23 protein-coding genes and 1 riboswitch are annotated in these 25,794 nt (G+C 67.0%); of the genes, 10 read left to right on the plus strand and 13 right to left on the minus strand.

The genetic code is table 11. From position 1 onward, the window contains the following. Positions 1-50 precede the first annotated feature (50 nt). Genes gspL through AC6H42_RS00240 form a run of 7 tightly spaced genes read left to right on the plus strand, consistent with a single transcriptional unit; the run spans position 51 to position 8,024 of the window. Positions 51-1,316, plus strand: a complete 1,266-nt coding sequence (gspL, locus tag AC6H42_RS00210) for a type II secretion system protein GspL (RefSeq protein ID WP_057158423.1) — start codon at positions 51-53, stop codon at positions 1,314-1,316. Next, on the plus strand, positions 1,313-1,855 hold the full coding sequence (locus AC6H42_RS00215; RefSeq protein ID WP_057158422.1) for a type II secretion system protein M: 543 nt from the start codon (positions 1,313-1,315) through the stop codon (positions 1,853-1,855). Before gspL ends, AC6H42_RS00215 begins: the two co-directional genes overlap by 4 nt. Further along, positions 1,852-2,628 (plus strand): type II secretion system protein N, encoded by a 777-nt coding sequence (locus AC6H42_RS00220; RefSeq protein WP_057158421.1) that lies wholly within the window; start codon positions 1,852-1,854, stop codon positions 2,626-2,628. The genes AC6H42_RS00215 and AC6H42_RS00220 overlap by 4 nt, the downstream gene beginning before the upstream one ends. Positions 2,629-2,637: 9 nt before the next feature. Continuing rightward, positions 2,638-4,839 carry a type II secretion system secretin GspD gene (gene gspD / locus AC6H42_RS00225; protein ID WP_057158420.1) on the plus strand — a complete coding sequence of 734 codons (2,202 nt, stop codon included), beginning with the start codon at positions 2,638-2,640 and terminating at the stop codon, positions 4,837-4,839. Further along, complete coding sequence (gspE, locus tag AC6H42_RS00230) at positions 4,839-6,260, plus strand: type II secretion system ATPase GspE (RefSeq protein ID WP_057158419.1); 1,422 nt, start codon at positions 4,839-4,841, stop codon at positions 6,258-6,260. The genes gspD and gspE overlap by 1 nt, the downstream gene beginning before the upstream one ends. 5 nt (positions 6,261-6,265) lie before the next feature. Beyond that, on the plus strand, positions 6,266-7,486 hold the full coding sequence (gene gspF, locus AC6H42_RS00235; protein ID WP_057158418.1) for a type II secretion system inner membrane protein GspF: 1,221 nt from the start codon (positions 6,266-6,268) through the stop codon (positions 7,484-7,486). A gap of 1 nt (position 7,487) precedes the next feature. Continuing rightward, positions 7,488-8,024, plus strand: a complete 537-nt coding sequence (locus AC6H42_RS00240) for a type II secretion system protein N (RefSeq protein WP_157201182.1) — start codon at positions 7,488-7,490, stop codon at positions 8,022-8,024. Between the two features lie 202 nt (positions 8,025-8,226). Here the strand turns inward: AC6H42_RS00240 and AC6H42_RS00245 are convergent, their stop codons facing one another. From AC6H42_RS00245 to AC6H42_RS00290, 10 genes are all read right to left on the minus strand, one after another. Next, positions 8,227-8,418, minus strand: coding sequence for a hypothetical protein (locus AC6H42_RS00245; protein ID WP_057158416.1), 192 nt, complete (start codon positions 8,416-8,418; stop codon positions 8,227-8,229). Between the two features lie 18 nt (positions 8,419-8,436). Then, on the minus strand, positions 8,437-9,774 hold the full coding sequence (gene hslU / locus AC6H42_RS00250) for an ATP-dependent protease ATPase subunit HslU (RefSeq protein WP_057158415.1): 1,338 nt from the start codon (positions 9,772-9,774) through the stop codon (positions 8,437-8,439). Further along, on the minus strand, positions 9,771-10,319 hold the full coding sequence (gene hslV, locus AC6H42_RS00255) for an ATP-dependent protease subunit HslV (RefSeq protein ID WP_057158414.1): 549 nt from the start codon (positions 10,317-10,319) through the stop codon (positions 9,771-9,773). Before hslV ends, hslU begins: the two co-directional genes overlap by 4 nt. Positions 10,320-10,431: 112 nt before the next feature. After that, the gene (locus tag AC6H42_RS00260) at positions 10,432-11,832 is read right to left on the minus strand and encodes an STAS domain-containing protein (protein ID WP_497547117.1); all 1,401 of its coding nucleotides are present in this window, start codon (positions 11,830-11,832) and stop codon (positions 10,432-10,434) included. A 154-nt stretch (positions 11,833-11,986) separates the two neighbouring features. After that, on the minus strand, positions 11,987-12,439 hold the full coding sequence (dksA, locus tag AC6H42_RS00265; RefSeq protein ID WP_056401310.1) for an RNA polymerase-binding protein DksA: 453 nt from the start codon (positions 12,437-12,439) through the stop codon (positions 11,987-11,989). Between the two features lie 125 nt (positions 12,440-12,564). Then, a complete protein-coding gene (locus AC6H42_RS00270; RefSeq protein WP_497547118.1) occupies positions 12,565-13,620 on the minus strand; it encodes a CobW family GTP-binding protein in 1,056 nt (351 codons plus the stop codon). 119 nt (positions 13,621-13,739) lie between these two features. Then, positions 13,740-14,681 (minus strand): tyrosine recombinase XerC, encoded by a 942-nt coding sequence (locus tag AC6H42_RS00275; protein ID WP_057158411.1) that lies wholly within the window; start codon positions 14,679-14,681, stop codon positions 13,740-13,742. A gap of 7 nt (positions 14,682-14,688) precedes the next feature. Next, a complete protein-coding gene (locus AC6H42_RS00280; protein WP_057158410.1) occupies positions 14,689-15,363 on the minus strand; it encodes a DUF484 family protein in 675 nt (224 codons plus the stop codon). Between the two features lie 109 nt (positions 15,364-15,472). Beyond that, positions 15,473-16,768 carry a porin gene (locus AC6H42_RS00285; protein WP_497547119.1) on the minus strand — a complete coding sequence of 432 codons (1,296 nt, stop codon included), beginning with the start codon at positions 16,766-16,768 and terminating at the stop codon, positions 15,473-15,475. 207 nt (positions 16,769-16,975) lie between these two features. Continuing rightward, positions 16,976-18,052: a porin gene (locus tag AC6H42_RS00290; protein WP_057158408.1), complete on the minus strand. Its 1,077-nt coding sequence runs from the start codon at positions 18,050-18,052 to the stop codon at positions 16,976-16,978. 485 nt (positions 18,053-18,537) lie between these two features. Between AC6H42_RS00290 and AC6H42_RS00295 the strand changes: the two genes are divergently transcribed. Next, entirely contained in the window at positions 18,538-20,178 is a 1,641-nt protein-coding gene (locus AC6H42_RS00295; RefSeq protein ID WP_373888208.1) for a tetratricopeptide repeat protein, read from the plus strand. On the opposite strand, the gene dapF is transcribed toward AC6H42_RS00295, so the two are convergent. From dapF to AC6H42_RS00310, 3 genes are read right to left on the minus strand one after another with little or no spacing between them, the layout of a single operon-like run. Then, positions 20,175-21,059: a diaminopimelate epimerase gene (gene dapF / locus AC6H42_RS00300; protein WP_057158405.1), complete on the minus strand. Its 885-nt coding sequence runs from the start codon at positions 21,057-21,059 to the stop codon at positions 20,175-20,177. The two genes, AC6H42_RS00295 and dapF, sit on opposite strands and share 4 nt — an antisense overlap. A gap of 33 nt (positions 21,060-21,092) precedes the next feature. Next, complete coding sequence (locus AC6H42_RS00305) at positions 21,093-21,995, minus strand: LpxL/LpxP family acyltransferase (protein ID WP_497547120.1); 903 nt, start codon at positions 21,993-21,995, stop codon at positions 21,093-21,095. Beyond that, positions 21,992-22,849 carry a lysophospholipid acyltransferase family protein gene (locus AC6H42_RS00310; RefSeq protein ID WP_057158402.1) on the minus strand — a complete coding sequence of 286 codons (858 nt, stop codon included), beginning with the start codon at positions 22,847-22,849 and terminating at the stop codon, positions 21,992-21,994. The genes AC6H42_RS00305 and AC6H42_RS00310 overlap by 4 nt, the downstream gene beginning before the upstream one ends. Before the next feature lie 187 nt (positions 22,850-23,036). Between AC6H42_RS00310 and metK the strand changes: the two genes are divergently transcribed. After that, positions 23,037-24,206, plus strand: a complete 1,170-nt coding sequence (metK, locus tag AC6H42_RS00315) for a methionine adenosyltransferase (RefSeq protein WP_057158400.1) — start codon at positions 23,037-23,039, stop codon at positions 24,204-24,206. Between the two features lie 61 nt (positions 24,207-24,267). Next, a riboswitch (S-adenosyl-L-homocysteine riboswitch) is annotated at positions 24,268-24,336 on the plus strand. Positions 24,337-24,364: 28 nt separating this feature from the next. Next, on the plus strand, positions 24,365-25,780 hold the full coding sequence (gene ahcY / locus AC6H42_RS00320; RefSeq protein WP_057158399.1) for an adenosylhomocysteinase: 1,416 nt from the start codon (positions 24,365-24,367) through the stop codon (positions 25,778-25,780). The last annotated feature ends 14 nt before the right edge of the window (positions 25,781-25,794 follow it).

Below are 25,794 nucleotides of genomic sequence, written 5' to 3' on the forward strand. Positions count from 1 at the left end.
GACAGCGAAATTGGATACCTAAGCAGCATGAACGAAAGCGAGATTCTTCTTTGACGACTTTATACATCCGGTATCCAGCCAGGGCGGCCGCCGACGGCGGCGCCGCGCCTGCCTGCCATTTCGCGCTGGTGGGCGACGGCGGCAACGTGATGCAGCAGGGCGCTTCGCCGCTCGGTAACCTGGCCGACACGGTGGCTGCCGCGCGCCGCGTGGTGCTGCTGCTGGCCGCCGCCGACGTCACCCTGCTGCACGTGCCGGTGCCGCCGCTGTCGAACGCGCGCCTGAAGGCCGCGCTGCCGGCGCTGGTGGAAGACCAGGTGCTGGGCGATCCGGCCGACTGCGTGCTGGCGCTGGCGCCAACCACCGCCACGCAGGACGGCAGTACCCGCACCGTGGCCGTGGTGCAGCGCAGCTGGCTGGAAGTGCTGGTGAAAACGCTGGTGGCGCAAGGCGCGCAATCGGTGTCCGCGCTGCCGGCGCAACTGTGCCTGCCGCTGGCGCCGGGCGGCGCATCGGCGGCGCTGGCGCAAACCGACGCCGGCCTGGAACTGACGCTGCGCAAAGGCCTGCAGGACGGCATGGGCCTGACCGTGGGACCGCAGCCGGAGGCGGCGCTGCAGATGCTGCGCGCGCTGGCCGGCGACGCGCCGCTGACGGTGTATGCGCCGGCCGCGCTGCTGCCGCAATACCAGCCGCTGGCGGCCGCGGTCAGCCACGTCGCGCTGGACACGGACCGCTGGGAGCATTGGGTGTCCGCCGCCAAGAGCGCCAGGGGCGGCGCGGCGCCGGACCTGGCCGCGGGCCTGGGCGCCACCGGCGCGCAGTCGCGCGCCTGGCAGCGCTGGCGCTGGCCGCTGCGCCTGGCGTTGCTGGCGCTGCTGGTCAACCTGGCCGGCATGAATATCGAGTGGCTGCGCCTGAAGCGCGAGGAACGCGAACTGCGCGAGTCCATGGTGCAGATCTTCCGCGCCGCCTATCCGAAGGAAACCGTGATCCGCGACCCGGCCGCGCAGATGCGCATGAATATCGCCGCCGCCAAGGCTGGCAGCGGCGAAGTCAATGCCGACGAATTCACCGCCATGGCCGCCGCCTTCGGCGAAGCGCTGGCCGCCACCGGCAAGCGCGACCTGATCGCCTCGATGGAGTACCGCGAGCGCAGCCTGGTCATCAAGCTCAAGCCCAACGCGGCCGACGCGGCCACCCTGCAGCAGCTGCAGGGCGCCCTGTCGGCGCGCGGGCTGGCGCTGTCGGAAACGGCGGCCGGCGTATGGCAGGTCCGCAGCGGCGCTGGCGGCAGCACCGGGAGCAAAGCATGAGCGAAGCAACGATGAAGATCCAGCAATTGCGCGACAGCGTGTCCGCCTTCTGGAATGAACGCAGCGAACAGGAACGCCGCATGCTCGCCATCGGCGGCGCCGTGGTCGGGCTGGCGCTGGTCTACAGCGTGCTGGTGGCGCCCGCCCTGGAAGGGCGCGAGCGGCTGGCCAAGGCGCTGCCGCAGCTGCGGCAGGACGTGGCCGAGCTGAAGGCCATGGGCCGCACGGCCGCCGAACTGGCGGCGCGGCCGCCGGTGCAGGCGCCGCCCATGTCGCGCGAGGGGCTGAACGCCAGCCTGAACGCGGCCGGCCTCAAGCCGCAGTCGCTCAACCTCACCGGCGAATACGCCAAGCTGGAAGTGAAGGGCGTGCCGTTCGCCGCGCTGGTCACCTGGCTGGACGCGCAGCGCCGCGACAGTGCCGTGCTGGTGCAGGAAGCGGTCGTCACCGGCCAGCCCACGCCCGGGGTGGTGGATGCGACCATCACGCTGCGGCAGGCGTCGGGCCCAGGCGCGAACAACGCCGGCGGGGGGCGATGAAGCGCGCCGTGTTATGGTTGCTGGCGGCGCTGCTGGGCGTGTCGCTGGCGGTGCTGGCGTTCTTCCCCGCCGCCTGGGTGGCGGACGCGGTGGAAAGCCGCACCGGCGGCCGTTTGACGCTGGGCGATGCGCAAGGTACGCTGTGGCGCGGCTCCGCCTTCATCGGCGGCGCGGCCAGCAGCAATGGCGCGGTGACGCCGCTGCTGCCGGGGCGCTTTGCGTGGCAGCTCTCGCCGCTGTCGCTGCTGGGCATGGTGGACATGGAATTGTCGAACGCGCAGGCGCTGGCGCAGCCGGTCAGCTTCAAGGGCGGCTGGAAGCAGTGGCAACTGAGCCCGTCGGCCTTGCTGCTGCCGGCCGACGGCCTGGCCGGCCTGGGGGCGCCGCTCAACACGCTGGCCCTCAGCGGCCGCCTGCGGCTGTCGTGGACCACGCTGGAACTGGCGCTGGCCGGGCAGCAGGTGGACGTGAACGGCCGCACCACGCTGGAGATGGCCGACATGTCGTCGCGGCTGTCGCCGCTCAAGCCGCTGGGCAGCTACCAGCTGGCGCTGGACTGGCGCGGCCAGCAGGCGCAGCTGGATTTGAGTTCCTTGAAAGGCCCGCTGCTGTTGAGCGGGAAAGGCAGCCTGCAGAACGGCCGCCTGCAATTCTCCGGGCAGGCCCAGGCGGCCGACGGTTATGAGCAGTCGCTGGACAATCTATTGAATTTGCTGGGCCAGCGCCGTCCCAACCAGGGCGGCAAGAACATCATCGCGTTAGAGTTCAGATAAGTACAGATAATGAAAAAACAGTCCGCAAGCAAGTCCCAACGTCCAACGCTGCGCCAGCTGAGCGCGGCCGCCATGCTGTGCTGCGCCGCGCTGACCGCGCAAGCACCCGCCTGGGCCGCCCCCGGCGATGATGCCGCGCTTAACTTCGTCGGCGCCGACATCGAGTCGGTGATCAAGGCGGTGGGCCACTACACCAACATCACCTTCCTGATCGACCCGCGCGTGAAGGGCACCCTGACGCTGGTGTCCGAGGGCCCGATGAGCAAGACCCAGGCGTTCGCGCTGCTGACCTCCGCGCTGCGCCTGCAGGGCTTCGCCATCGTCAGCGGCGACGGCTACGCCAAGGTGGTGCCGGAAGCGGAAGCCAAGCTGCAGGCCACGCCGACCCAGATCGGCGCCGGCGGCGCGCTCAAGGGCGACCAGATCGCCACCCAGGTGTTCCACCTGAACTATGAATCGTCGGCCAACCTGGTGACGGTGCTGCGCCCGCTGATCACGCCCAACAACACCATCAACGCCAACCCGGGCAACAACACCCTGGTCATCACCGACTACGCGGACAACCTCAAGCGCCTGGGCAAGCTGATCGCCGCGCTGGATGCGCCCTCCAGCACCGACATGGACGTGATCCCGGTACGCTACGCCATCGCCAGCGACCTGGCCAGCATGCTCACCAAGCTGCTCGAGCCGGGCGCCGGCGGCGGCGCCGATTCGGGCCGCGTCAGCGTGCTGGCGGACCCGCGCACCAATTCGCTGGTGCTGCGCGCGCCGTCGGTGGCGCGCGCCAACCTGGCCAAGTCGCTGATCGCCAAGCTGGACCAGCCCACCGCGCAGCTGGGCAATGTGCACGTGGTCTACCTGAAGAACGCCGAAGCGACCAAGCTGGCGCAGACGCTGCGCTCGGTCATGTCCGGCGACAGCAGCGTCACCGGCCAGGCCACCGGCGCGGCCGGGCTGAACAACCAGCAGGGCGCGGCCGGCGGCGGCGGCATGACCGGCAGCACCGGCAGCGGCATGACGGGCGGCACCGGCACCACCGGTTCCACCAATCCGCTGCTGAACGCCGGCAGCAGCAACAACCAGCTGGCCGCCGGCGGCGCGGGCGGCTTCATCCAGGCCGACGCCACCACCAACACCCTGATCATCACCGCGCCCGAATCGGTGTACCGCAACCTGCGCGCCGTGATCGACCAGCTGGACGTGCGCCGCGCCCAGGTCTACATCGAATCGCTGATCGTCGAAGTGAGCGCCGACAAGGCCTCCGAGTTCGGCGTGCAGTGGCTGGGCCTGAGCGGCAACGACAACTCCACCTACCGCGTCGGCGGCGGCACCTCGTTTGCCAGCGGCACCGCCAACAACCTGCTCAGCCTGGCGGCGGGCGACGGCAAGGTGCTGCCGGGCGCCGGCATGACCATCGGTATCTTCAAGCAGCTGGCGAACGGCAAGCTGGGCCTGGGCGCGGTGGCGCACACGCTGGAAGCGGACGGCGGCACCAACATCCTGTCCACGCCCAACGTGTTCACGCTGGACAACGAGCTGGCCACCATCCGCGTCGGCCAGAACGTGCCGATCCTGACCGGCCAGTTCACCACCACCTCCGGCACCAGCACCAACCCGTTCCAGACCATCGACCGCAAGGACGTCGGCCTGACCCTGAAGGTGCGTCCGCAGATCTCCGAAGGCGGCACCATCAAGCTGGCCATCTACAACGAGAGCTCCAGCATCGACACCAGCGTCACCTCCGAAAGCGGCATCGTGCTCAAGACGCGCGTGATCGAGACCAACATCATCGCCGACGACGGCCAGATCGTGGTGCTGGGCGGCCTGATCTCGGACGACGCCAACGACAACGTGGAAAAGGTGCGCGGCCTGGGCGACATCCCCGTCCTGGGCAACCTGTTCAAGTACCAGAAGCGCGGCCGCAAGAAGACCAACCTGATGGTGTTCCTGCGCCCGGTGGTGATCCGCAACAAGGACCAGAGCACCAGCCTGGCGACCGACCGCTACGACTACATGCGCGCCACCCAGCAGGACGTGAAGCCGAACGACACGCCGCTGCTGAAGAACCTCGGCCAGCCCATGCTGCCGGGCCTGCAGGACGGCACGCCGCTCCCGGGCAGCGGCCAGATGGCGCGCCCCGTGCCGCCGCTGGTGCCGGGCCAGCTCAATCCGAACCAGGCGCCCGCGCCGTCTGAAGGCAAGCCGCAATAATGAGCAACCTGCTGCCCTACGCCTTCGCGCGCGACTATTCGGTGCTGGCCCAGCCGGGCCAGGAAGCCGAGCACTCGGTGGACCTGTACGTGTCCAATGCCACCGCGCCGGCCGCGATTGCCGAAGTGTCGCGCCGCTTCGGCCGCATCAACCTGAAAACCCTGGGCCGCGCCGACCTGGAGGAAGCCATCGCCAAGGCCTACGCCGGCGCCGGCGGCGACGCCTCGCAGGTGGCCGACGAGTTCGACGCCGACCTGGACCTGACCAAGCTGCTGCAGGACGTGCCGGCCATCGAGGACCTGCTCGAATCGAGCGACGACGCGCCGGTGATCCGCATGATCAACGCGCTGCTCACGCAGGCGCTGCGCGAAGGCGCCTCCGACATCCACATCGAACCGTTCGAGCAAACCTCGGTGGTGCGCTTCCGCGTGGACGGCACGCTGCGCGACGTGGTCAAGCCGCGCAAGGCCATCCACGGCTCGCTGATCTCGCGCATCAAGATCATGGCGCAGCTCGACATCGCCGAGAAGCGCCTGCCGCAGGACGGCCGCATCACGCTGCGCGTGGGCGGCAAGCCGGTCGACGTGCGCGTCTCCACGCTGCCCACCGGCCATGGCGAGCGCGCCGTGCTGCGTCTGCTGGACAAGGAAGCCGGCCGGCTCGACCTGCAGCACCTGGGCATGAGCGAGGACATGCTGCCGCAGTTCGACGGCCTGATCGCCCAGCCGCACGGCATCGTGCTGGTGACCGGCCCCACCGGCTCGGGCAAGACCACCACTTTGTACGCCGCGCTGTCGCGCGTGAACTCCACCACCACCAACATCCTGACGGTGGAAGACCCGATCGAATACGACCTGCAGGGCGTGGGCCAGACCCAGGTCAACCCGCGCATCGACATGACCTTCGCCAAGGCCCTGCGCGCCATCTTGCGCCAGGACCCGGACGTGATCATGATCGGCGAGATCCGCGACCTGGAAACGGCGCAGATCGCGGTGCAGGCCTCGCTCACCGGCCACCTGGTGCTGGCTACCTTGCACACCAACGACGCCTCGGCCGCCGTCACGCGGCTGCTGGACATGGGCATCGAGCCGTTCCTGCTGTCGTCGTCGCTGCTCGGCGTGCTGGCGCAGCGCCTGGTGCGCAAGCTGTGCCCGTCCTGCAAGACCTTCGACGGCGCGCAATGGCACGCGGTGGGCTGCGAGCACTGCGGCCATACCGGCTACCAGGGCCGGGTCGGCATCTACGAGCTGCTGCGCACCACCGAGGAAATCCGCGCCCAGATCCACAACCGCGCCTCGGAAGCCGAAGTGCGCGCCGCCGCGCAGGCGGGCGGCATGAAGACCATGCGCGAAGACGGCGAACGCTGGCTGCGCGACGGCACCACCACGCAGGCCGAACTGCTGCGCGTGGCGAAGGACTGACGTCGATGCCCGCATTCCGCTACGAAGCCGTCGACACCGGCGGCGCCACCAGGAAGGGCGTGGTCAACGCCGACAGCCCGCGCTCGGCCCGCTCCGACCTGCGCGCGCAAGGCCTCACGCCGCTCAAGGTGGAAGCCATCTCGGCCCAGGTCGACGCCAGCGGCAAGACCACGCGGCGCGGCTTCGGCGAGCGCCTGTCGACCACCGAGCTGGCGCTGTTTACGCGCCAGCTGGCCAGCCTGCTGGAAGCCGGCCTGCCGCTCGAGCAAGCCTTCTCGGCGCTGCTGGAGCAGGCCGAGCGGCCCTACGTGCGCGACCTGATCGCCTCGATCCGCTCCGAAGTGATCGGCGGCGCCGCGCTGTCCGAAGTGCTGTCGCGCCATCCGCGCGACTTCGCCGAAATCTACCGCGCACTGGTGGCCTCGGGCGAGCAGATTGGCCAGCTGTCGCGCGTGCTCACCCGCCTGGCCGACTACATCGAGCGCCGCAACGCGCTGGTGCAGAAGGTCAAGCTGGCGTTCACCTACCCGGCGATCGTCACCGTGGTGGCGTTTTCGATCGTGATCTTCCTGCTCACCTACGTGGTGCCGCAGATCGTCTCCGTGTTCGCCAACACCAAGCAAAAGCTGCCGGTGCTGACGGTGCTCATGCTGGCCGTGTCCGACTTCGTGCGCAACTACGGGCTGATCGTGCTGGTGCTGCTGATCGGCGCCTGGTTCTCGTGGCGGCGCGCGCTGCAGAACCTCGCGCTCAAGACGCGCTGGCACACCTGGCTGCTGACCGCGCCGCTGTACGGCAAATTCGAGCGCAGCCTGAACACGGCGCGCTTTGCCAGCACGCTGGCCATCACCACCGGTTCCGGCGTGCCGATCCTGCGCGCGCTGGAAACCAGCCGCGACACGCTGACCAACGTCGCCATGCAGCAGCTGGTGGAAGAGGCGAGCGACGCGGTGCGTGAGGGCGTCAGCCTGGCGCGCGCGCTGTCGGCGCAGAAGCACTTCCCGCCGATGCTGATCCACATGATACGGGCCGGCGAAATCACCGGCGAGCTGCCGGCCATGCTGAACCGCGCAGCCAGTGCGCAGGAAGCGGACCTGGAGCGGCGCACGCTGACCATCGCCGGGCTGCTGGAACCGGCGCTGATCCTGGCCATGGGCGTGGTGGTGCTGCTGATCGTGTTGGCGGTGCTGATGCCGATTATTGAAATTAACCAGCTGGTGCACTGATATGAATCGATTGCCTGTCGTAGCAAGTTTTGTAGCCGTGGTGGCCGTGTCCGCCTCGTGCGCCTACTGGGGCATGCTGCTGTTCAAACCCGAGCAGCGCGCGCTCGCCGCCGTGCCGATGCAGGCGCCGCCGGAGGCGTCGGTGGCGGCCGCGCGCAACCTGTTCGGCGGCGACATCGCCGTCGCCGCCGCCAGCAACTACCAGCTGCGCGGCGTGGTGGCTGCCGCCAACGGGCGCGGCAGCGTGGCCATCATCGCGGTCGACGGCCAAGCGGCCAAGGCCTACCCGGTGGGCGCCGAAGTGGCCAGCAATGTCAAGGTGCAGGAAGTGCAGGGCCTGTACGTGGTGCTGTCCGAAGGCGGCATCCAGAAGCGGCTCGACCTGCCGCCGCCGGAAAGCGCCAGCTCATCCAGCGCCACCGCCGCCCCGCTGCCGATGCCGCCGGTGCAACAGCAACTGCAGCCGGTCCCGCCCCCCGCGCCCCCGGCGCCGCAGCCGCCCCCCCAAATGCCCACCCCCGTCAGCGGAACCCGATAAGCAAGCTGAGCCGCATCCCCCAACTTCGGGGTCAGACCCCGAGTGCGGCTCAGTCCGCTCCACCATAGGGCACAGCAAGTCGCCCCATGCATTAGCGCAAGTTGGCGAGGTGGGAATCCGGTGTTTTCACCAAGCGGCCTGAGCCGCATTCGACCCTCTTCGGGGTCTGACCCCGAAGTAAGGCGTAATGCGGCTCAGGTCGCTAGTCGTCGGACTTGGCGGGGTCGATTTTCTTGAGGGCGGCCTTGGCGGCCTGGCGCTGGGCCGAGACCGGCTTGGCGTGCGGGCCGGCGGCGCGGTTCTTGGCCAGCGCCGCGTAGGGGTTGCGCGGCTTTTGCGAGGGTTCGACGCGGAATTGCATTTTCTGCCGCGTCGCCAATGCCTTGTTTGCCATCGTTCCCCCCCTCTTGCCTTACAGCACGTAGCGCGACAGGTCTTCGTTGACCGCCAGCGCGTCCAGCCGCGCATTGACATAGCCGGCGTCTATCGTCAGCGTCTGCGCGCCGCCTTCGCTGGCACTGAACGAGATCTCCTCGAGCAGCTTTTCCATCACCGTGTACAGCCGCCGCGCGCCGATGTTTTCGGTGCGCTCGTTGACCTGGTAGGCAATCTCGGCCAGCCGCGTGATGCCGTCCGGCGCGAACGCCAGCGTCACGCCCTCGGTGGCCAGCAGCGCTTCGTATTGCTTGGTCAGGCAGGCGTCGGTGGCCGTCAAAATGCGCTCGAAGTCGGCAATCGACAGCGATTCAAGCTCGACCCGGATCGGGAAGCGCCCCTGCAACTCCGGTATCAGGTCCGACGGCTTGGCCAGGTGGAAGGCGCCCGACGCAATGAACAGGATGTGGTCGGTGCGTATCATGCCGTACTTGGTGTTCACCGTCGTGCCCTCCACCAGCGGCAGCAAATCGCGCTGCACGCCGGCGCGCGACACGTCGGCCCCGCCCATCTCCGAGCGCGAGGCGATCTTGTCGATCTCGTCCAGGAACACGATGCCGTTCTGCTCCACATTCTGGATCGCCTTCTGCTTCATCTCGTCTTCGTTGACCAGCTTGGCCGCCTCTTCGTCCAGCAGCAGCTTCATCGCTTCCTTGATCTTGACCTTGCGCGCCTTCTTGCGCCCGCCGCCGATGCCGGAAAACATGCTCTTGATCTGCTCGGTCATTTCCTCCATGCCGGGCGGGGCCATGATTTCCATCTGCGGCGCCGTGTCGGCCAGCTCGATCTCGATTTCCTTGTCGTCCAGCTCGCCTTCCCGCAGGCGCTTGCGGAAGGTCTGGCGCGTGGTGTCGGGCTTGCCGTCCTCGGCCGGGGCCGCGTTGGCGAAGCCGAAATCGCGCGGCGGCGGCAGCAGGATGTCCAGCACGCGGTCCTCGGCGGCGTCCTCGGCGCGCGCGCGCACCTTGGCCATCTCGGCCGAGCGGGTCTGCTTGATGCCGATGTCGACCAGGTCGCGGATGATGGTGTCGACGTCGCGCCCCACATAGCCCACCTCGGTGAACTTGGTTGCCTCGATCTTGATGAAGGGCGCGTCGGCCAGCTTGGCCAGGCGGCGCGCGATCTCGGTCTTGCCGACCCCGGTCGGGCCTATCATCAGGATGTTCTTCGGCGTGATTTCATGGCGCAGCGGCTCTTCCACCTGCTGCCGGCGCCAGCGGTTGCGCAGCGCGATGGCCACGGCGCGCTTGGCCTTGCCCTGGCCAACCACGTGCTTGTCGAGTTCGCCGACGATTTCTTGCGGAGTCATATTCATTCTGCTTTCCCGTCCAGCGTTTCGATAATGTGGGACATATTCGTGTAGATGCACAGCTCGCCGGCGATGGTCAGCGATTTCTTCACGATCTCGGCCGGCGTGAGCTCGGTGTTTTCCTGCAGCGCCAGGGCGGCCGACTGCGCATAGGTGCCGCCGGAGCCGATGGCGCCGATGCCCTTCTCGGGCTCGAGCACGTCGCCGTTGCCGGTGATGACCAGGGTCGAGGTGGCGTCGGCCACCAGCAGCATCGCTTCCAGGCGGCGCAGCACGCGGTCGGTGCGCCAGTCCTTGGCCAGTTCGACCGAGGCGCGCAGCAGGTTGCCCTGGTGTTTTTCCAGCTTCGCTTCGAAGCGGTCCAGCAGCGTGAAGGCGTCGGCGGTGCCGCCGGCAAAGCCGCACAGCACTTTGCCCTGGTACAGCTTGCGCACCTTGCGGGCCGTGCCCTTCATGACGATGTTGCCCAGCGTTACCTGGCCGTCCCCGCCCAGTGCGACCTGGCTGCCGCGCCGCACGCACAGGATGGTGGTGCCGTGAAATTGTTCCATGTTGACCTCAATGTAATGACGCTCGACGTTCAATGCGCGCAAGGCGCCAGCCCCTGACATGGGGTCTGGCCGGACAATTGCAAGACGGTCCAGTCAAGGACGCGGCTGCGGCCTAGTACTTGTGGGCGAAGATGCGCGCCAGCCCGGCGTAGCCCAGCAGCCGCAGCAGCGCCGCCACCAGATGGTTCACTTCCCGGAATTCTACTCTTCTGCCGTGCGGCGCGAGTTGCTGCAGGCGCGCCAGCAGCTGGTTGGCCGCGGCGTAGTCGAGCCGCGCCAGGCGCGAGCAGTCGAAGATCAGCGCCGGGTACTGTTCGGCATAGGCGCCGATGGCGTCGAGCAGGGCGCCGCAGCTGGCCTCCACCACGGGCGGCAGCATGAAGCGGTCGGACGCCGCCGCGGCCGCCGGCGCGGCCTGGCGCGCGGCCGTGGCCACCTGGCGCGGCGCCGGCGGGGCGTACGGCGGCGGCGACACTTCGAACGTGACGCAGTAGTCCATGCTGCTTTCCTCGAAGTCCTTTTCGCGGTTCAGCAGCTGCAGCAGTTCCAGCAGCAGCAGCCAGGGCGCGGCGCCGTCTTCCCGGCGGCCGACCTGCAGGCCGGCCTGCAGCAGCGCGGCCAGCTCGGCGGCGGCCACCACGATCAGCTCGCGGCCCTGCTTCTGCAGGTGTTGCAGGGCCGCCAGCAGCAGCGCGCAACCGTCGGCGTCGGCGCTGGCGACGCGGCTCAAGTCCAGCCGCAGGGGGGCGGCGGCGTCCAGCGCCGGCAGGCGCGCGAGGATGGCGGCGGCGCTGCCGTCCAGCGCCGGGCCGAACGACAGCGCGGGCGTGACGCCGGCATAGGCGGCGCCATCGCGGGCGGCCGCCGCACCGTTGCCGCCCTCGCCGCCGGCCGCCGCGCCGCGCCACGCCGGCGGCGAGGTTTCGAAGGTGCTGGCATAGTCGATCGACAGGCTGTCGAACAGTTCCTGCCGGCCTTGCGCCTGGTACAGGTCGAACAGCAGCCACCAGACGGTGCGGTCCTGCTGCGCGCCTTGGCCGGACGCGGCCGCTTCGGCCAGCGCGCCGTTCAGCATCTGCACGGCGATGGCGGCCTGGCCGTTGGCGTACAGGATGGCGCTTTCCTCCACCACCGGCGCGGTGGCGTCGGCCGCCACCGGGGCCGGGATCTCGTCGTCGGCCAGCAGCTCGGTGGTGCTGGCGTCCAGCAGGGGCAGGGTGGCGGGGGTGTCGGCGTCGCCGGCGGCCAGGTGCGCGGCGGCCGGCGCGGACAGGGCCGGGCGCGGCGGGCGGCTGCCCCAGGCCGGCTCCGGCATGTTGAAGATGTCCGCTTCCATGGCCGCTTCGATGGCGTCGATCTTCAGCGCGGTGGCGCGTGCGATGTCGCGCTGCAGCTGGCTGTTGGCCGCGGCGCGCTGGGCTTCGCTGTTGGCGGCCAGGCGCGCGGCATCGTCGTCGCCGTCCGGGGCGGCGGCGTCCGGCTTGCCTTTCTTGAACAGGGAAAACAGGCCCACGGCATTCCTCGCTATGCTGGTCTCCTAGTGTAGCCGAAGAGCAAGGCACAAACAAAAAAAGCATGCGGCCTTGCCTGCATGCTTTTTTTAAGGTGAGCCGTCCGCCTGCGCCCATGCGCCGGGGCGGCTGCTGCGGAGGCAGCCGGGCGGTTGCTTAGTCCCCGTACAGCTTCTGCTTCAGTTCGCGGCGCTGCTGTGCTTCCAGCGACAGGGTGGCGGTCGGACGGGCGATCAGGCGCGGAATGCCGATCGGTTCGCCAGTCTCTTCGCACCAGCCATATTCGTTGTTATCGATGGCGACGATGGATTGCTGCACTTTCTTCAGCAGCTTGCGCTCGCGGTCGCGGGTGCGCAGTTCCAGGGCGTGTTCTTCCTCGATGGTGGCACGGTCGGCAGGGTCCGGCACCAGCACGGTTTCGCGCAGGTGTTCGGTCGTCTCGCCGGCATTCTTCAGCAGCTCTTTTTCAAGGGCTTGCAGCTTGGCCTTGAAAAATGCCATTTGCGCCGGGTTCATGTAGTCTGCTTCGCCCATCTTCAGAATTTCTTCTTCCGTGAGGAGGCGGACTTCTTCGATAGCGGCGGGGGTCGATTTATTAGTTTTAGTCATCACTTCGCTTACCTTCGATACGACAGAGTTTTCAAATTTATCAGTTGCGCGATGAACTCGGCAACCGCGCCGGCACCTAAGTCGTTACCTAGTTGCTAACCGGCACCCCACAAAACCCGGTTAGTTTATACCAAACATTGTTCCAATCCGCGAATAAAGATGTCTTTCGGTAGATTTTTGCCAATAAATACCATTTTGCTGCCACGTTCTTCCCCTTCGGCCCACTTTGCGCCCAGATCGCTGCCCATCAGCTGGTGCACGCCCTGGAATACCACCTTGCGTTCGGCGCCCTGCATCAACAATACGCCTTTGTAGCGCAACATGCGAGGACCGTACACATCGACCAGCCCGCCAAGGAATTCGTCCAGTTTGGCGCTGTCGAACGGGCGCGCGCTCTTGAAGACGAAGGCAGCGATGTCGTCGGCGTGGTGGCTGTGGTGATGGTCGTGGGCGTGGCTGGGGTGCTTGCAGTGTTCGCCGTGCTCGTGGTCGTGCTCATGGCCGTGGTCGTGGTCATGTTCTTCGGCGGCCAGGAAGTCCGGGTCCAGTTCCAGCTTCTCGTTCAGGTTGAAGCCTTTCAGGTCCAGCACCTCGGAAATCGGCGCGCTGCCGAAGTTGGACTGGCTGATGGGCGCGCGCGGGTTGATGCGCTTCAGGCGCGGCAGCAGCTGGTCCAGCACGGCCTGGTCCACCAGGTCGGTCTTGGACAGCAGCAGCTTGTCGGCAAAGCCCACCTGGCGCTGCGCTTCTTCGTTGTCGTCCAGCTGCTGCATGGCGTGGCGCGCGTCGACCACGGTGACGATGGCGTCCAGCATGTAGTGGCTGCCCACTTCGTCGTCGATAAAGAAGGTCTGCGCCACCGGGCCGGGGTTGGCCAGGCCGGTCGTTTCAATCACCACGCGGTCGAAGTGCAGCTCGCCGGCGGCGCGCTTTTGCGCCAGGTTCGACAGCGCCACGATCAGGTCGCCGCGCACGGTGCAGCAGATGCAGCCGTTGTTCATCTCGACGATTTGTTCCTTGCTGTCCTGCACCAGGATCTCGTTGTCGATGTTTTCCTGCCCGAATTCATTCTCGATGACGGCAATGCGCATGCCGTGGCTTTCCTGCAGGATACGGTTGAGCAGGGTGGTCTTGCCCGCGCCGAGGAAACCGGTGAGGATGGTGGTGGGTATCATTGCCATGTCAGCTTGCCGATCAGTAGTTGAGCGCCCCTGGGGGCCGGGATCGAGCGATTATGCCGGAATTTTGTCAAAGCGGCCAAACGCCGTCCTTGACGCAGCGCATGCTTACTTTACATAGTCTATTTAATCTTGGCGCGCGGATGGGCCTGGTCGTAGACCTGGGCCAGGTGCTGGAAGTCCAGCGCCGTGTAGACCTGGGTGGAAGCGATGGTGGCGTGGCCCAGCATGTCCTGCACCGCGCGCAGGTCGCCGGAGGACTGCAGCACGTGCGAGGCGAAGGAATGGCGCAGCATGTGCGGGTGCACCGCCGAGGGCGCGCCGGTGGCCAGGCCGTGCGCCTTCAGGCGCAGCTGCACCACGCGCGCCGACACGCGGCTGCCGCGCGCGCTGGTAAACAGGGCGGCGCTGCCGTCGGCCGGCGCCGGGCGCACCGCCAGCCAGGCCGCGATGGCGGCCATGGCGGCGCTTCCCACCGGCACGGTGCGGCGCTTGCCGCCCTTGCCCAGCACGGTCACGTCGGCGTTGCCCTGTTCCAGCCAGCCCAGCGCGTCCTTGCTGTAGTGCAGGTCCAGTCCGGCCAGTTCGGACACCCGCAAGCCGCTCGAATACAGCAGCTCGAACATGGCCCGGTTGCACAGCTCGGCCGGTTCGGGCGCTGCGCCCGGCCCGGAGGAAGCCAGGCGCGCCGGCGCCGACACCAGGCGCACCGCGTCGTCCACCGACAGCGCCTTGGGCAGCGTCTTGGCGCGCTTGGGGGCGCGTACGCCCTGCACGGGATTGGCGGCCAGCGCGGTCTGCCCGGCCAGCCAGTCGAAGAAGCCGCGCCAGCTGGACAGCTTGCGGGCGATGGAGCGCGGCTCCAGCGCCTTGCCGTGCAGGCGGGCGGCGTAGCGGCGCAGGTCGGCCTGCGCCAGCGCGTTCCACGCCGTTTCGCCGCTGAGCGCGGCCAGCTCGGCCAGGTCGCGCCGGTAGGCGTCCAGCGTGTGCGGCGACAGTTTGCGCTGGGTGCGCAGCTGCTCGAGGTAAGCGTGCGCCCACTCGGCCTTGCCGCGCTCGCCCATGGCGGCCTCAGGCCAGCAGCGGGGCCAGCGCGGTGCTGGCCGTTTCGCCGATGTGGACCAGGAAATCGGTCGCCATCAGCGAGGTGAAGCGCTCCGAATCTGGCGAGCCCAGGATCAGCAGGCCGAAGGTGGCGCTCTTGCCGCCCGGCGCGGCCGCGCCCGGCTTGCGCAGCGGGATGATGACGGTGGACTGCACGTGGCCCGCGTCTTCCAGCCAGCGCACCGCTTCGAAGTCGTTGTTGGCGCCGCAGTACGGGGCCATCAGGCTGTTGGCGAAGATGCGCGCGTCATCCGACGCGCCGTTGGTGAACCACTGGTCCGCGTATTCCGGCTTGGCGCCCCACAGGCGCAGCGTGGCCTGCGGCACGTGGAAGCTGCTCTTCAGGCTGTCGGCCAGCACGCGCGGCATGGCGCCGTCCTGGCGCACTTGCAGCAGGGCCTGGGTCCAGCTGTGGAAGCGGCCGGCGATGGTCTCGTTTTCCTTGGCGTGGCGCGACAGTTCGGCCATGCGCAGTTCCAGCGCCTTGTACTTGTCGCGCATCACTTCCATCTGGCGCTCCTGCAGCGAAACGGCGCGCCCGGTCAGCGGGCTGGACAGCTTGACCTCGCCCAGCAGGCTGGCGTGCTCTTCGAAGAAGTGCGGATGGTCGGTCAGGTATTGCAGTACGGCGGTGGAATCCATTGTTTCAGCGTAAGTGTGGTGGAGAGGCAAGCGCCATTCTAACCGAGGCGCCAATAAAAAAGACGCCCGCAGGCGTCTTTCGGTGTGGCGTGCAGCGGCCCCGCCGCGCTTAGAAGCGGTGGCGCATGCCGATCTGGATACCCTTGCTCGACTCGCCCGGTTTCGAGGTGAAGCCGCCCGAGGCGCTGGCCGCGCCGATCGCGTACTGGCCGTCGTTCTCGTTCTTGATGTAGGCGCCCACCAGGTACACGTCGGTGCGCTTGGACAGGTTGTAGTCGTAGCCGATGCCGTACTGGGTGGCGTCGCTGGCGTCGGCCCGCTTGTCGTCCTGGCGCACCACGGACGCCATGATGCGGCCCGCGCCCACCTTGTAGTGGAAACCGACCTGGTAGCTGATCGCGTCCAGCAGGAAGTTGCGCTTGAGCGCGGCGTTGGCCTGGCCGGCCAGCAGCGTGCTCAGCGGAGCAGGGAAGGCGGCGAAGGTCGGCGCCAGCAGGTCGCCCGCGTAGCGGATGATGACCGAGTTCTCGTTCTTCTGCTTGTGGGTGCCCAGGAACAGCTTCCAGTTGTCGAAGGCGTAGGAGCCGGCCAGCGTGGTGGTCACCAGGCCGCGCGCGCCGACCTGGTCGGTGCCGTGGTTGTGGCCCAGGCCGACGTCCCAGCCGTTGGCCACGTAGCGCACGTTGGCGCCCCACGAGCGCTTGTCCATGCCGATGTAGCCCGATTTCTCGGTGCCGTACATGGCCGACGCCTTGAGGCCGTTCGGCAGTTCCATGCGGTACTGGATCGACTTGTCGGAACGGATCGCGATACCGGCCGTCAGCAGGCCGCCGGTGCCGCCCACGATGCCGCCCCAGCCGGCCGCCGTGCCCGACTCGAACACGTCGCCGGCGTTCAGCACTTCGTAGCCCGGGGTGTACATGCGGCCCAGCAGCACTGCGCCCACCGGCGTGATCAGGCCGACCATCGAGGTGCGGTCGAACAGGGCGCCGTTGATGTTGACGTTGATGGCCGGGTTCAGCGCGGCTTGCACGCCGGCGCGCAGCTTCTCGGCCGTGGCCGCGCCGCCGGCCGCTGCCGGCACGGTGAAGTTCAGGCCTTCGGTCAGCGCGAAGGTGGGGTTGCTGCTCAGGTTGCCGGTTTGCTGGCGGCCGGTGTCGAGCTCGACGCGCGCTTCCAGGTTGAAGATGGCCTTGTAGCCGCCGCCCATGTCCTCGATGCCGCGGAAGCCCAGGCGCGAGCCGTCGGCGATACCGCTGACCAGCTTGGTCTTGGCGTCCTGGCCGCCGTTCTTCACGTACATCACGCCGGCATCGGCGATACCGTAGATGGTGACCGAGGATTGGGCCATGGCAGGCACGGCGAAACAGGCGGCAATACCCGCTGCGAGCAGTTTAGTTTTCATGCAGTCTCCAAAAGATTGAGTTGTTTTTTTATTATTCTCAAAATAGTACGTGCGTACTAATTAGGTGCAACCAATATGACACGGCTATCCAGCCTTGTACAGAAAGCTATGTTGCTGATTGATCCGGAGTTGCGAAAAAGTCACAAAGCAAAAAAAACGGACCTGTTGCCAGGTCCGTTCGTTGCTATGCACGGGCTTGCTTGCGCATTAGAAGTTGTGGTGGATACCGACCGAGTAGTGGTTCACCGAGCTGTCGTTCAGCGTGGTGACGGCGGCCGGCACCGGCATCTTGCGGTTCGACAGGTCGAAGTAGATATAGGTGCGGGTCGAGATGTTGTACTCGTAGCCGATCGAGGCCTGCTTGGTCTTCAGGATGCGGTCCGGCGACTTCTGGCCATAGCCCAGCAGCAGCTTGCCCGGGCCCATGGTGTAGTTGGCGCCCACCAGCCAGGCGTCGGTTTCGTGGTTGGCCGCGCCGGCCACGATGGTGTGGTCCATGTCCTGCTTCTGGTACGAGGCCATCAGCTTCAGGGCCGGCATCGGCTTGTACGACGCGCCCACCGACCACAGCTTGGTTTCGATCGCGTTGCGCTCATACGCGGCGTAGGCGGCGAACTGGTTCAGCGTGTAGGTGGCGCTGGCGCCGAAGGGGTTGGCCGAGGCCATCGAGTTGACGGTGTACTGCGGCGCCAGCGCGGTGCCGCGGCCGATGATGGCGGTGGTGTTGCCCAGCGATTCCTTGGCGGCCACCGCCACGTTCAGCTGGAAGCCGTTCATCACCGGGGTGTTGTACCAGACCGCATTGGAGAAGCGGTTGCCGGACGAGCCCGGCGGCGCCAGCGGATCGCTGGTGTAGCCGGCCACTTGCAGGTTGGTCTGGTAGCCGGCCACCGCAGGCACGCCGCTCCATGGTTCGAAAGCGGTCGACGTTTCCTGGAACGGGGTCAGGCCGCGGCCCAGGCGCACGGTACCGAAGTCGCCTTGCAGGCCGACCCGGCTCTGGCCCTGGAACAGCGGACGGCTGTTGGTGCCGGCGGTGTTCTCGATGGTGCCGGTGTCCGGCTCGTAGCGGATCTCCAGGTGGAACAGCGCCTTCAGGCCGTTGCCGAGGTCTTCCACGCCGCGGAAACCGAGTTTGTTGTTGTCGCGTTTGCCGATCTGGGCGGTGGTGCCGGTGGTTTTTGAAACGCCGGCATCCAGCGTGCCGTAAATAGTGACGGATGATTGCGCATGGGCTCCAGCGAAGGCGCCCATGAGTGCCAGGGCCACTAATGATTTTTTCATTTGTTCTTCCTTTTAGTTAACTATTAGTTCATCGATCAAAGAGCGAAATCGCGAAGTGCACTCGACACTCATCTGGTCTAAACCTTAATTGCTGGCTGCGCCTACCGTGAAGGATTGGTCGATTATGAGGGTTAGTATTGGTCGAAAGCCAAAAAAATGTGGTTTCTTGTTGTATTTTTGAAACGCTTGAATAGCTGTCCATTGCATGCGCTTCGGCAAGATTTCCTTTCGTTTAGTTAATGGCATGGGGTTCAGCGTACACGCGCAACCGCCCCGCAATAGTTGAGCAATATCAAATACTTAGCAATTGGCTGTAAATCCGATTGGTATGAAAACTACACTTGGCCTTACTGTGATTGTTGGAATGTGGCAAGATCAACCAAATAGCAAGCCACCCGGTCTATGGCCGGCGCGGCAAAGACGCTGCGTTTTCTTGAATGAATCATATTAATAGTGGAACGATGGCAAATCGTGAAGAACTAGTAATGATCCGAGGGGCGCGCGCGGGAGACGCCCAGTGCCAGCTGGCATTGGGGAAACTGTATCTGTTCGGCGGCGCCAGCCTGCCGCAAAGCCCGCCCACCGCCCTGCATTGGCTGCACCGCGCCGCCATCCAGGGGCGCGACGAAGCGTGGCGGCTGATCGGCAGCCATGTCGGCTACGAATACGCACAGCACAGCCGCGAAGCGGTATTGCCCTGGTATGAACGCGCCTGGGAGGCCGGCGTGGTGCCGGCCGGCTTGGTGCTGGCGCAGCTGGTGCTGAGCGCGCCGCCCGGGGAGTCCGATGCGGCCGGCGCGCTCGGTGCGCTGGGCGCGCTTGGCGTGGCGGCGGCCAGCGCCCACGGCGCGCTGCGCGCCAAGGCCATGCAGGCACTCGACGCGGCGGTGCGGGCCGGGTTGCCGGAGGCGCTGCGCTTGCTGGCCCAGCAGCAGCCGGCGCAGGCGGCCAGGGCGCCGGCCCAGGCCGGCCCCGGCGCACCAGCCCGCCCCCAGCCGTCAGCCCAGCCGCCAGCCCCGGTCCCGGCGGCGGCGCCCATCCCCGTCAACAGCCTGGCCTATGTGGCGCTGGACGAAGCCTGGGGCAAGCTGTCGCGCGCCGCCTTCCTGGAGCAGGCGCTGCCGCTGGTGCGCCAATTGCTGCGCGCGGCGCCGCCGGATGCCGAGGCCGCGCGCAACGCCGGCTGGCAGGCCGCGCCGCAGCAGGTGCAGCTGCTGGCGCGCTGCGCCCAGGCGCTGGGCCAGCTGGACGCCTACGCCGACGCCGACGCCGGCCTGGAGCCGGACGGCACCGAGCTGCACTGCCGCGAGCTGGCCGCGCACGGCGGCGACCGTACCGCCCAGCTGGCGCTGGGCCTGTGGTTCGCGCGCATGAACCGGGAAGGCGAGCGGCTGCGCGAGGGCATTCCGGCCGTCAATTTCAAGCGCGCCATCCGCTGGCTGACCCAGGCCGGCGAGCAGGGCCTGGCCGACGCGTGGTTCGCGCTGTCGCGCATCTATATCAAACCGGAATTTTCGCAGCGCAGCGTGAGCGAAGCGCAAGCCTGCCTGGAGCGCGCGGCCGACATGGGCCACAGCGCGGCGCAGCTCGAATGCGGCATCCACGCCTGGCGCACCCGGCGCGGCGGCGAGGAAAACGACGTGCGCGCCGCGTACTGGCTGCAAAAGGCAGCCGCCCAGGGCAGCGGGGAAGCGCAGGCGGCGCTGCGCCGCATCGCGCCGCTGACCGACGGTGGCGGCTGGGCCGCCAGCCTGCCGGGCGTCAGCCGGGAATTGCTGAACAGCCAGCCCTTGCTGGCGGCGCGCGTGGAACTGGCGGGATGGTTCGGCCTGAGCCGGGCCGAGGCGCTGCTGCTGGATGTGAAGGCGGCCGACCGCGGCCATTGCCTGGTGGTCGATATCCGCGCCAGCTACGGGCGCGGCAAGCGCCGCCTGGTGCTGGTGCGCAATGCCCAGCAGCGCCACGCGCTGGACCGCATCGGCCGCCTGTTCGACAACGTCGACGCCGGCCTGGACGGCCCGGAAGGCAATTACCGCCAGCGCCTGTACCGCTTGAAGACCTGGCTGCCGGAGGCGGAGGCGGCGGGCCAGGGCGGCGCGGCGGCCGGGCTGGCGCCCGGTTTCTAGGCGCCCGCGGCGGGATCCTGGATCTCGATCTCGCCTTCGAACACGGTCACGGCCGGGCCGGTCAGATAGACCGGCTGGCCTTCGCCGGCCCAGGCGATCGACAGCTGCCCGCCGCGCGCCTCCACCGTCACCGGCGAATCGAGCAGGCCGCGCCGGATGCCGGCCACCACCGCCGCGCAGGTGCCGGTGCCGCAGGCCAGCGTTTCGCCCACGCCGCGCTCGAACACGCGCAGCCGCACGTGCTGGCGGGTCAGCAGCTGCATGAAGCCGGCGTTGACCCGGCGCGGGAAGCGCGGATGGTGCTCGATCAGCGGCCCGGTCAGCTCCACCGGCGCGCTGTCCACGTCGGCCACCAGCTGCACCGCGTGCGGATTGCCCATCGACACCACCGATACCAGCACGGTTTCTTTTTCGCCGCCCAGTTCCAGGGTCAGCGGCCACAGCGTGTCGCGGCCCTCGGCCACGCCGTCCAGGCCGTCCGCGTCGAACGGCACGCGGGCCGGCTCCAGCACCGGCGCGCCCATGTCCACCGTCACGCTGCCGTTCTCTTCCAGGCGCGGCGCGATGATGCCGGCCATGGTTTCCACTGAAATGCTGCGCTTGTCGGTCAGCCCTTTTTGCGACACGAACTTGGCGAAGGCGCGCGCGCCGTTGCCGCACTGCTCGACCTCGCCGCCGTCGCTGTTGAAGATGCGGTAGCGGAAGTCGCAGCCCGGCTGGGTCGGCTTCTCCACCACCAGCATCTGGTCCGCGCCCACGCCGAAGCGCCGGTCGCCCAGCTGTTTCCATTGCGCGGGCGTGAAGTCGATCGGCTGGCTGATGGCGTCGATGACCACGAAGTCGTTGCCGGCGCCGTGCATCTTGGTGAATTTGAGTTTCATGGGGTGCTCTAGTGAGTGCTCTGTGTCGTTGGCTTAGCGGGCCTTGCCGTAAAAGGAGGGCTCGCCGTTGGGACGCGTCTTGAAGCGCTTATGCGTCCAGAAATATTCGGCCGGGGCCTCGCGCACGCGGTCCTCGATGAAGGCGTTCATGCGGCGCGTCGCTTCCACCATGTCCGGACCCGGGTAATTGTCCCACGGCGCGTAGAATTTTACCTGCCAGCCCTGATAATCGGGCAGGAAGGTGCTGATCACCGGCATGACCTGGGCCCCGGTGGCCGCCGCGATGCGCGCGGTGGCCGACAGGGTGGCCGCCTGCACGCCGAAGAAAGGCACGAACTCGGCGTCCTTTTCGCCGAAATCCATGTCCGGCAGCATGAAGTAGGGCAGCTTTTCCTTCAGCGCGCGCAGGATGGGCTTGATGCCGTCCAGGCGCGTGAACAGGCGCACCGGCTTGAAGCGGGCGCGGCCGTCGCGCAGCACCTTGTCGAACACGGCGTTCTTCTGCTGCACGTACATGGACGAGGCCGACGCCTGCATGGCGATCGCCGCGCCGGCCACGTCCAGGCACACGAAGTGCGGGCACAGCAGGATGGTGGGCTGGCCCGTCATGGCCGCCACCGGGATGCCGGCCGACTCCGGGTGGGCGCCGTCGAACGACACCACCCTGATCAGGCGCTGCAGGCGCGCCTCGGAAGCCCACCACAGGATGGAGCGCTCGAACACGCTGCGCGAATAGGCCTGGAAATGGCGCCGCGCCAGCGCGGTGCGCTCGGCCTCGGACAGTTCGGGCAGGCACAGGCGCAGATTGGTCAGCGTGATGTCGCGCCGCGGCTTCATGACGATGAACAGCAGCGAGCCGACCGCCTTGCCGAAGCGGCCCAGCACCGGCAGCGGCAGCCAGTGCAGCAGCCACATGAATCCCAGCAGCACTTTCATGGCGCCTCCGGGGTGGCGGCCGCGCCGGCCGCGGCGCCGGCCGGCACCTTGTAGCGGTTGTAGCTCCAGTAATATTGCGCCGGCGCGCGCGCGATCAGCTGCTCCATGGCGGCGTTGATGGCGCGCGCCTGCTCGGCGCTGGAGCCGTCCAGCGTGCCCTCGAACGGCACGAAGCGGATCACATAGCCGCGGCCGAACGGCAGCCGCTCGGCGTAGGTGACGATCACCACCGCGTCGCCCAGCTGCGCCAGCTTGGCCGGCAGGGTCATGGTGTAGGCGCTGCGGCCGAAGAAGTCGGCGAACACGCCTTCGCCTTCCTGCGGCACCTGGTCGGGCAGCAGGCCGATCGGCATGCCCTTCTTGAGCGTCTTGGCCAGCATGCGCACGCCGGACATATTGGCCGGCGCCAGCAGCAGGTTCTTGCGCGCGCGGGCGCCCTCGATCAGCGGTTTCAGCGCCGCCTTTTTCGGTGGCCGGTACATCACCATCAGTTCGGTGCGCAGCGCAATTTCCTGGGCGACAATTTCAAAACAGCCAAGGTGTGGCGTCAGGAACACAATCCCGCGCCCGGCGTCCAGCGTGCGTTGCACCAGCTCCCAATTCTCGGTGCTGGCGTGGCGCGACACGCGCTCCGGAGGCGCGCACCAGATAAACGGCAATTCCAGTATGCTCTTGCCAGACTCGGCAATCGCGGCGCCCAGATGGCGCTCGACGCCGGCCTGGCGCATATTGTCGCGCATGCGGCGCCGGTGCGATGGCGACAGCAGATACACCAGCCAGCCGAGCGCGGCGCCCAGGGCGTGCAAGACTGGCAAGGGAAAGACGGAAAGGAAGCGGAATATGGTGACAAGCATGGAGGATTCGAGCGGGGCAAAAAATTTTGCCTTGCCAAAAGTTTTTAAAAGAAGCGTAAAATACCACGTATGCAGTATCCGCTGAGTTAACAGACAACTTGCGAAGCGGAATATAAATATCGCTAAAGCGTCGCAAGCCATATTGGTTGTTGCGACATGTTTACAAAACCAGTATCAGGAGCTTGCGATGTCTTCCAACGACTACCTCTTCACCTCGGAATCCGTATCTGAAGGCCACCCGGACAAGGTTGCCGACCAGATTTCGGACGCCATTCTCGACGCCATCCTGGCGCAAGACCCGAAAGCGCGCGTAGCCGCTGAAACCCTGTGCAACACCGGCCTGGTGGTGCTGGCAGGCGAGATTACCACGCATGCCAACGTTGATTATATTCAAGTAGCGCGCGAAACCATCAAGCGCATCGGCTACGACAACACCGACTACGGCATCGACTACAAGGGTTGCGCCGTCATGGTGTGCTACGACAAGCAGTCGCCGGACATCGCCCAGGGCGTGGACGAAGGCGCCGGCCTGGACCTGGACCAGGGCGCCGGCGACCAGGGCCTGATGTTCGGCTACGCCTGCGACGAAACCCCGGAACTGATGCCGGCCGCGATCTACTACGCGCACCGCCTGGTCGAGCGCCAGTCGCAGCTGCGCAAGGACGGCCGCCTGCCATGGCTGCGTCCGGATGCCAAGTCGCAAGTGACGCTGCGCTACGTCGACGGCCGCCCGGTGTCGGTCGACACCGTGGTGCTGTCGACCCAGCACGCGCCGGAAGTGAGCCACAAGCAGATCGAAGAAGCGGTGATCGAAGAGATCATCAAGCCGGTGCTGCCGTCCGGCTGGCTGAAGGACACCAAATTCCTGGTCAACCCGACCGGCCGCTTCGTCATCGGCGGCCCGCAGGGCGACTGCGGCCTGACCGGCCGCAAGATCATCGTCGACACCTACGGCGGCGCAGCCCCGCACGGCGGCGGCGCGTTCTCCGGCAAGGACCCCTCCAAGGTTGACCGTTCGGCCGCCTACGCCGCGCGCTACGTGGCCAAGAACATCGTCGCGGCCGGCCTGGCGCGCCAGTGCCAGGTGCAGGTGTCGTACGCGATCGGCATCGCCCGTCCGATCAACATCACCGTCTACACCGAAGGCACCGGCGTGATTTCGGACGACGCCATCGCCAAGCTGGTGCTGGAGCACTTCGACCTGCGCCCGAAAGGCATCGTGCAGATGCTGGACCTGCTGCGTCCGATCTACCAGAAGACCGCCGCCTACGGCCACTTCGGCCGCGAAGAGCCGGAATTCAGCTGGGAGCGCACCGACAAGGTGGCTGCCCTGCGCGCCGCCGCCGGCCTGAGCTAAAAAAAAGCCGGGTCAGACCCATCGGGTCTGACCCCGCTAGTCCTGTTTCTGCTAGAATCTCCCTTCCGAGGAGCGCTGCGACCCGCCGTACGGCTGGCCAGGCTCGGAATCAACACCGCGCTCACGTTACTTTTTTCAACCATTGAAAGGAGGGCGTGATGAACGCCGTACTCAAATCCGCACAAGACTACATCATCGCTGACATCGGCCTGGCCGCATGGGGCGAAAAAGAAATCAAGATCGCTGAAACCGAAATGCCCGGCCTGATGGCCATCCGCGAGGAATTCGCGGCCGCCCAGCCGCTGAAGGGCGCGCGCATCACCGGTTCGCTGCACATGACCATCCAGACCGCCGTGCTGATCCGCACGCTGGAAGCGCTGGGCGCGCAAGTGCGCTGGGCCTCGTGCAACATCTACTCGACCCAGGACCACGCCGCCGCCGCCATCGCCGCCGCCGGCACCCCGGTGTTCGCCGTCAAGGGCGAGTCGCTGGACGAATACTGGGACTACACGCACCGCATCTTCGAGTGGCCGGGCGAAGGCGTGTACTCGAACATGATCCTGGACGACGGCGGCGACGCCACCCTGCTGCTGCACCTGGGCACCCGCGCCGAAACCGACATCTCGGTGCTGGCCAACCCCGGTTCGGAAGAAGAGATCTGCCTGTTCAACTCGATCAAGGCCCACCTGGCGAAAGACGCCACCTGGTACTCCAAGCGCCTGCCGGCCATCCTCGGCGTGACCGAAGAGACCACCACCGGCGTGCACCGCCTGTACCAGATGCACAAGGAAGGCAAGCTGGCTTTCCCTGCCATCAACGTGAACGATTCGGTCACCAAGTCCAAGTTCGACAACCTGTACGGCTGCCGCGAATCGCTGGTGGACGGCATCAAGCGCGCCACCGACGTCATGATCGCCGGCAAGATCGCCGTCATCGCCGGCTACGGCGACGTGGGCAAGGGCTCGGCGCAAGCCATGCGCGCGCTGTCGGCGCAAGTGTGGGTCACCGAGATCGATCCGATCTGCGCGCTGCAGGCCGCGATGGAAGGCTACCGCGTGGTGACCATGGACTACGCCGCCGAACACGGCGACATCTTCGTCACCTGCACCGGCAACTACCACATCCTGACCGAGCAGCACATGCTGGCCATGAAGGACCAGGCCATCGTCTGCAACATCGGCCACTTCGACAACGAGATCGACGTCGCCGCGCTGAAGAAGTACACCTGGGAAAACATCAAGCCGCAGGTGGACCACGTGATCTTCCCGAGCGGCAAGCGCATCATCCTGCTGGCCGAAGGCCGCCTGGTGAACCTGGGCTGCGGCACGGGCCACCCGTCGTACGTGATGTCGTCCTCCTTCGCCAACCAGACCATCGCCCAGATCGAACTGTTCGCCAACACCAAGGCCTACCCGGTCGGCGTGTACGTGCTGCCGAAGCACCTGGACGAGAAGGTCGCCCGCCTGCAGCTGCGCAAGCTGAACGCGCAGCTGACCGAGCTGACCGAAGAGCAGGCCGCCTACATCAACGTGAAAAAAGAAGGCCCTTACAAGCCTGAACACTACCGCTACTAATCAGTGAACCGGGC

The sequence above is a fragment of the Massilia sp. NBRC 108631 genome, assembly GCF_059704565.1.

Excerpts from the sequence above, each read along its gene's own strand:
- AC6H42_RS00215 (WP_057158422.1), top strand. The coding sequence starts at position 1,313 with ATGAGCGAAGCAACGATGAAGATCCAGCAATTGCGCGACAGCGTGTCC.
- AC6H42_RS00220 (WP_057158421.1), top strand. The coding sequence starts at position 1,852 with ATGAAGCGCGCCGTGTTATGGTTGCTGGCGGCGCTGCTGGGCGTGTCG.
- gspD (WP_057158420.1), top strand. The coding sequence starts at position 2,638 with ATGAAAAAACAGTCCGCAAGCAAGTCCCAACGTCCAACGCTGCGCCAG.
- gspE (WP_057158419.1), top strand. The coding sequence starts at position 4,839 with ATGAGCAACCTGCTGCCCTACGCCTTCGCGCGCGACTATTCGGTGCTG.
- gspF (WP_057158418.1), top strand. The coding sequence starts at position 6,266 with ATGCCCGCATTCCGCTACGAAGCCGTCGACACCGGCGGCGCCACCAGG.
- AC6H42_RS00240 (WP_157201182.1), top strand. The coding sequence starts at position 7,488 with ATGAATCGATTGCCTGTCGTAGCAAGTTTTGTAGCCGTGGTGGCCGTG.
- AC6H42_RS00245 (WP_057158416.1), bottom strand. The coding sequence starts at position 8,418 with ATGGCAAACAAGGCATTGGCGACGCGGCAGAAAATGCAATTCCGCGTC.
- hslU (WP_057158415.1), bottom strand. The coding sequence starts at position 9,774 with ATGAATATGACTCCGCAAGAAATCGTCGGCGAACTCGACAAGCACGTG.
- hslV (WP_057158414.1), bottom strand. The coding sequence starts at position 10,319 with ATGGAACAATTTCACGGCACCACCATCCTGTGCGTGCGGCGCGGCAGC.
- dksA (WP_056401310.1), bottom strand. The coding sequence starts at position 12,439 with ATGACTAAAACTAATAAATCGACCCCCGCCGCTATCGAAGAAGTCCGC.
- AC6H42_RS00270 (WP_497547118.1), bottom strand. The coding sequence starts at position 13,620 with ATGGCAATGATACCCACCACCATCCTCACCGGTTTCCTCGGCGCGGGC.
- AC6H42_RS00275 (WP_057158411.1), bottom strand. The coding sequence starts at position 14,681 with ATGGGCGAGCGCGGCAAGGCCGAGTGGGCGCACGCTTACCTCGAGCAG.
- AC6H42_RS00280 (WP_057158410.1), bottom strand. The coding sequence starts at position 15,363 with ATGGATTCCACCGCCGTACTGCAATACCTGACCGACCATCCGCACTTC.
- AC6H42_RS00285 (WP_497547119.1), bottom strand. The coding sequence starts at position 16,768 with ATGAAAACTAAACTGCTCGCAGCGGGTATTGCCGCCTGTTTCGCCGTG.
- AC6H42_RS00290 (WP_057158408.1), bottom strand. The coding sequence starts at position 18,052 with ATGAAAAAATCATTAGTGGCCCTGGCACTCATGGGCGCCTTCGCTGGA.
- AC6H42_RS00295 (WP_373888208.1), top strand. The coding sequence starts at position 18,538 with ATGATCCGAGGGGCGCGCGCGGGAGACGCCCAGTGCCAGCTGGCATTG.
- dapF (WP_057158405.1), bottom strand. The coding sequence starts at position 21,059 with ATGAAACTCAAATTCACCAAGATGCACGGCGCCGGCAACGACTTCGTG.
- AC6H42_RS00305 (WP_497547120.1), bottom strand. The coding sequence starts at position 21,995 with ATGAAAGTGCTGCTGGGATTCATGTGGCTGCTGCACTGGCTGCCGCTG.
- AC6H42_RS00310 (WP_057158402.1), bottom strand. The coding sequence starts at position 22,849 with ATGCTTGTCACCATATTCCGCTTCCTTTCCGTCTTTCCCTTGCCAGTC.
- metK (WP_057158400.1), top strand. The coding sequence starts at position 23,037 with ATGTCTTCCAACGACTACCTCTTCACCTCGGAATCCGTATCTGAAGGC.
- ahcY (WP_057158399.1), top strand. The coding sequence starts at position 24,365 with ATGAACGCCGTACTCAAATCCGCACAAGACTACATCATCGCTGACATC.